This is a genomic window from Mesorhizobium sp. 128a, from assembly GCF_053848025.1.
The window spans coordinates 1-3,509 of record NZ_JBSPKY010000059.1 but is presented as its reverse complement, the minus strand read 5'-3'; the positions used below and the strand labels follow the sequence as shown (position 1 = coordinate 3,509).

Sequence of the window (3,509 nt, the reverse complement as noted above, 5' to 3'; positions counted from 1 at the left end):
GAACAGCCACCCTCCAAGGCTATGATCGGTTCCAGGGCGCGTCGCTCCCGCGATTACCCCATGTGGATGGCTCCTGCTCCCGGCGTCGTATTGCGCCATAGTTGGGATGTTGTCGTCCCGAGCACAGGAGCCATCCATGTCCGAGCTTGCCACAGTTGGTATCGACCTCGCAAAGAGCGTCTTCCAGATCCATGGCGTAGACGAGAACGGTCGCGTTCTCGTACGCCGCCAGCTACGCCGCAGCCAGTTGCTTGCGTTTTTCCAGAAGCGTCCTCCATGCCTGATCGGCATGGAGGCTTGCGCAGGTTCTCACGACTGGGGGCGCAGGCTTCAGGAGATGGGGCACAACGTCCGGCTGATGCCTCCGTCCTATGTGAAGCCTTACGTGAAGCGCGGGAAGACAGATGCTGCGGACGCGGCCGCTATCTGTGAAGCCGTGACGCGCCCCTCCATGCGGTTTGTCGCCATCAAGAGCGAAGCCTGCTCATCGGTCCTGGTTCTCCACCGCACGCGGGACTTTCTGGTTCGCCAACGCACGCAGATCGGCAATGCGATCCGAGCCCACATGACGGAGTTCGGTATCATAGCTGCGAAGGGTGCGCAGAATGTCGATCGATTGAAGGAACACCTGGGCCAGCTTCCGGAAGTGGCGCGGATGCCCGTGGATTTGCTCTTCGATCAGTTGGCCGAGACGAACAAGCGGATCGAGCGGCTGACCGACGAGATAGCGGACGCCTACCAGCAAAACGAGACTAGCCAGCGTCTGGCTACGATCCCAGGTGTTGGCATGCTATCGGCGACGATCATCGCGGCGACGACGCCGGAGGTCGACAATTTCGACTGCGCAAGGGACTACGCTGCCTGGCTCGGTCTCACTCCCAAACCACACTCCACCGGGGGCAAGCAGAGGGTGGGTCGGATCTCGAAGATGGGTAACCGATATATCCGGCGATTGCTGTATCTGGGCGCCATGGCGCAGATCATGCTCAGACGTAGGCTCAAGCGCGAGCCAGGATCGGACTGGCTATCGAGCATGCTGACCCGGAAGAAGACGAAAGTCGTCGCCATCGCCTTGGCGCATCGCATGGCAAGAACAATATTTGCCGTCCTCAGGGACGGATCACGCTACGAGCCGCAGACCGCCTGACGGCTCTCGAAATGGTCAGGGCAAAGTGAGGTGATGGCGAACAAACGGAGACGAAGAACCAGGACACCCCGATCAATCCGAAGCGCCTCGAGCGCGCTCGATTGAGTGGGACCTGTTCTCCAAGCGGATATTCATCAGGGCGCAGCGATCCCGTTGCATCTTCAGACGCCGTATACATGGCCGCAACCGACCTGTTCACCAAACCCGATCCGCCACCCTTGACCCGCAGGAGCCATCCATACACGGATTGAGATCGGGCGAGTATTTCGGCAGGAAGAAGAGCCTTGCGCCGGCGGCGCGTACTTGCCTTTGTGCGAGCCGAGATTGTCCATGATGACTATATCCCCCGGCTGGAGGGTCGGCGCGAGAACCTTCTCGACATAGAGGAGGAGCCTCTCGCCGTTGATCGGCCCATCGATCAGCCAAGGCGCATCGACGCGATCGTGGCGCAGCGCGGCCAGGAAGGTCATGGTCTTCCAGTGGCCGTGCGGCACTCTGGCCTTGATGCGCTGGCCCACAGGCGCCCAGCCCCTGAGCGGCGACATGTTGGTCTTGGTCCAGGTCTCGTCAATGAAGACCAGTCGTGTGGGATCGATCCGGCCTCGATACTTCGTCCACTGCAGCCGCCGTCGCGCGACATCGGGACGATCCTGTTCGGCGGCGATCAGCGTCTTTTTTTGTGACTGAGCTTCTCGGCACGCACGAATTCCCACACCGAACGGTAGTCGACCTTCAGGCCACGCTCGCAAGTTCGGCCACAAGGCCGCGCAAGGTGAAGTCCCTGTCGTGACAGCGTTCGATCAGCCAGTCGCGCCACGCTCCCGAGAGCTTCTTCGGTTTGTAGCCGCCGACCTGGCGAGGCGCAGCACTGCCAGTCTCTTCGACACGCTTAAGCCACTCAATGGCCGCGCTATAGCTAACGCCAAATCGAGCCGCCGCCGCACGTCGCGAGAGCCCATCGGTCTTGACCGCAGCTACAACCCGCTCGCGAAGGTCCATCGAATATCCTGCCATCCACACTGGCCTCCTCCCAGCATGAATGTTGAATCTGGAGGGTTCTGTGTGGTCGCGGGCGCGATTGGGCGTGCACGCACGGGTCGCGACTACATTGAAGCCTGATTGAACTGAACCGCGGGATGGCGGGCGGGGCTATGGGATTTAGGGCTGGACAGTGTGTCCGAGGCGCCGGAGCGGGCTCGCGGATCGTTCTGCGGAAGTCGCCCGTCGTCGCGATGCAGGACCATCTGGGACGCGAGAGACGGCGCCATTGGGTCGTTGACGCTGAGGTGCCGCGTTGCTGGCGATAGCCGGGCTGCGACTTTGACTAGCGACGCGCAAAGGCCCGGCGACGACTGTAGCAGACGCCGGGATGGACGGTGCGAGCGTGTCGGTGCGCAGCGTGTCATGAGGTGTCTGGCCAGGTCGGGGCCTTGCGCGGGATCGGGCCAAGCGTGGCCATGGCGCCGCCGCAGCCCGGGCAGATGTCCAAGGAGCGTCCTGTGAGACAGCGGTAACGCTGGCGATAGTCGGCGGTCGGGTCCGGCGGCGGCGGCGGCGTGGGCGCTGCCAGAAGAAAACGGCACTGGGCGAGTTTGGCGACGCGGTGGCCGTTGGCGAGCAGCCCGCAATGGCGGATGCGATGGAACCGTCTGGAAGAGCGTGCAGCAGGAAGCGCCGGATGAACTCGTCGGCGCTTAAGGTCATGAGCTTGTGCTTGGACTTGTCGTGATGGCGATAGTCCTTCCAGCGGAAGCTGACCTTTCCCTGGTCCAGGCTCACGAGGCGGCTGTTTGCGATGGCGACGCGATGGGTGTAGCGGCCCAGATAGGCGAGAACCTGTTCGGGACCGCCGAACGGAGGCTTGGCGTAGACGACCCATTCGATCCGCTTCAGTCCAGCCAGATGGGCGCAGAAGCTGGCACGGTCGGCCAGGCTGGCGAGATCGCTGAAGAAGCGAAGCTGGCTGGCGTCGAAGGCGTCCTGCAGGCGCTCCAGGAATAGCCGCCTGAACAGGCGCGACAGAACCCGTACGGGCAGGAAAAATCCCGGCCGGCAGGCGATCCATCGCTGGTCCCCGGCCTTCGCCGTGGCAGGCTCGAGCGACAGGCCGCCGCCCGGCACGACGCAGTGGACATGCGGATGATGGTGGAGATTTTGACCCCAAGTATGAAGCACGGCGACCACGCCGATCTCGGCGCCCAGATGCCTGGGATCGGCCGCCGCCACCCTCAAGGCTTCGGATGCGGCCTTGAACAGGATCGCATAGACCGCCGCCTTGTTCTGGAAGGCGATCTCTGCGGCGCGGCGATCAACGTGAGAGAGCAGCGTCAATCAGGATGAGAATGCCGGCGGCTTGAGGCGC

1 protein-coding gene and 2 pseudogenes are annotated in these 3,509 nt (G+C 62.9%); 1 reads left to right on the top strand and 2 read right to left on the bottom strand.

The genetic code is table 11. The annotated features are described in order from the left end of the window. The first annotated feature begins 136 nt into the window (after window positions 1-136). Window positions 137-1,147, top strand: a complete 1,011-nt coding sequence (locus tag ACWTU9_RS32945; RefSeq protein ID WP_455861971.1) for an IS110 family RNA-guided transposase — start codon at window positions 137-139, stop codon at window positions 1,145-1,147. A 243-nt stretch (window positions 1,148-1,390) separates the two neighbouring features. Here the strand turns inward: ACWTU9_RS32945 and ACWTU9_RS32940 are convergent. Together ACWTU9_RS32940 and ACWTU9_RS32935 are read right to left on the bottom strand one after the other, a co-directional pair. Then, window positions 1,391-2,161 (bottom strand): annotated as a pseudogene (locus ACWTU9_RS32940) (IS630 family transposase); the annotation flags it as partial. 388 nt (window positions 2,162-2,549) lie between these two features. Further along, window positions 2,550-3,445, bottom strand: a pseudogene (locus ACWTU9_RS32935) (IS91 family transposase); the annotation flags it as partial. Window positions 3,446-3,509: the final 64 nt, after the last annotated feature.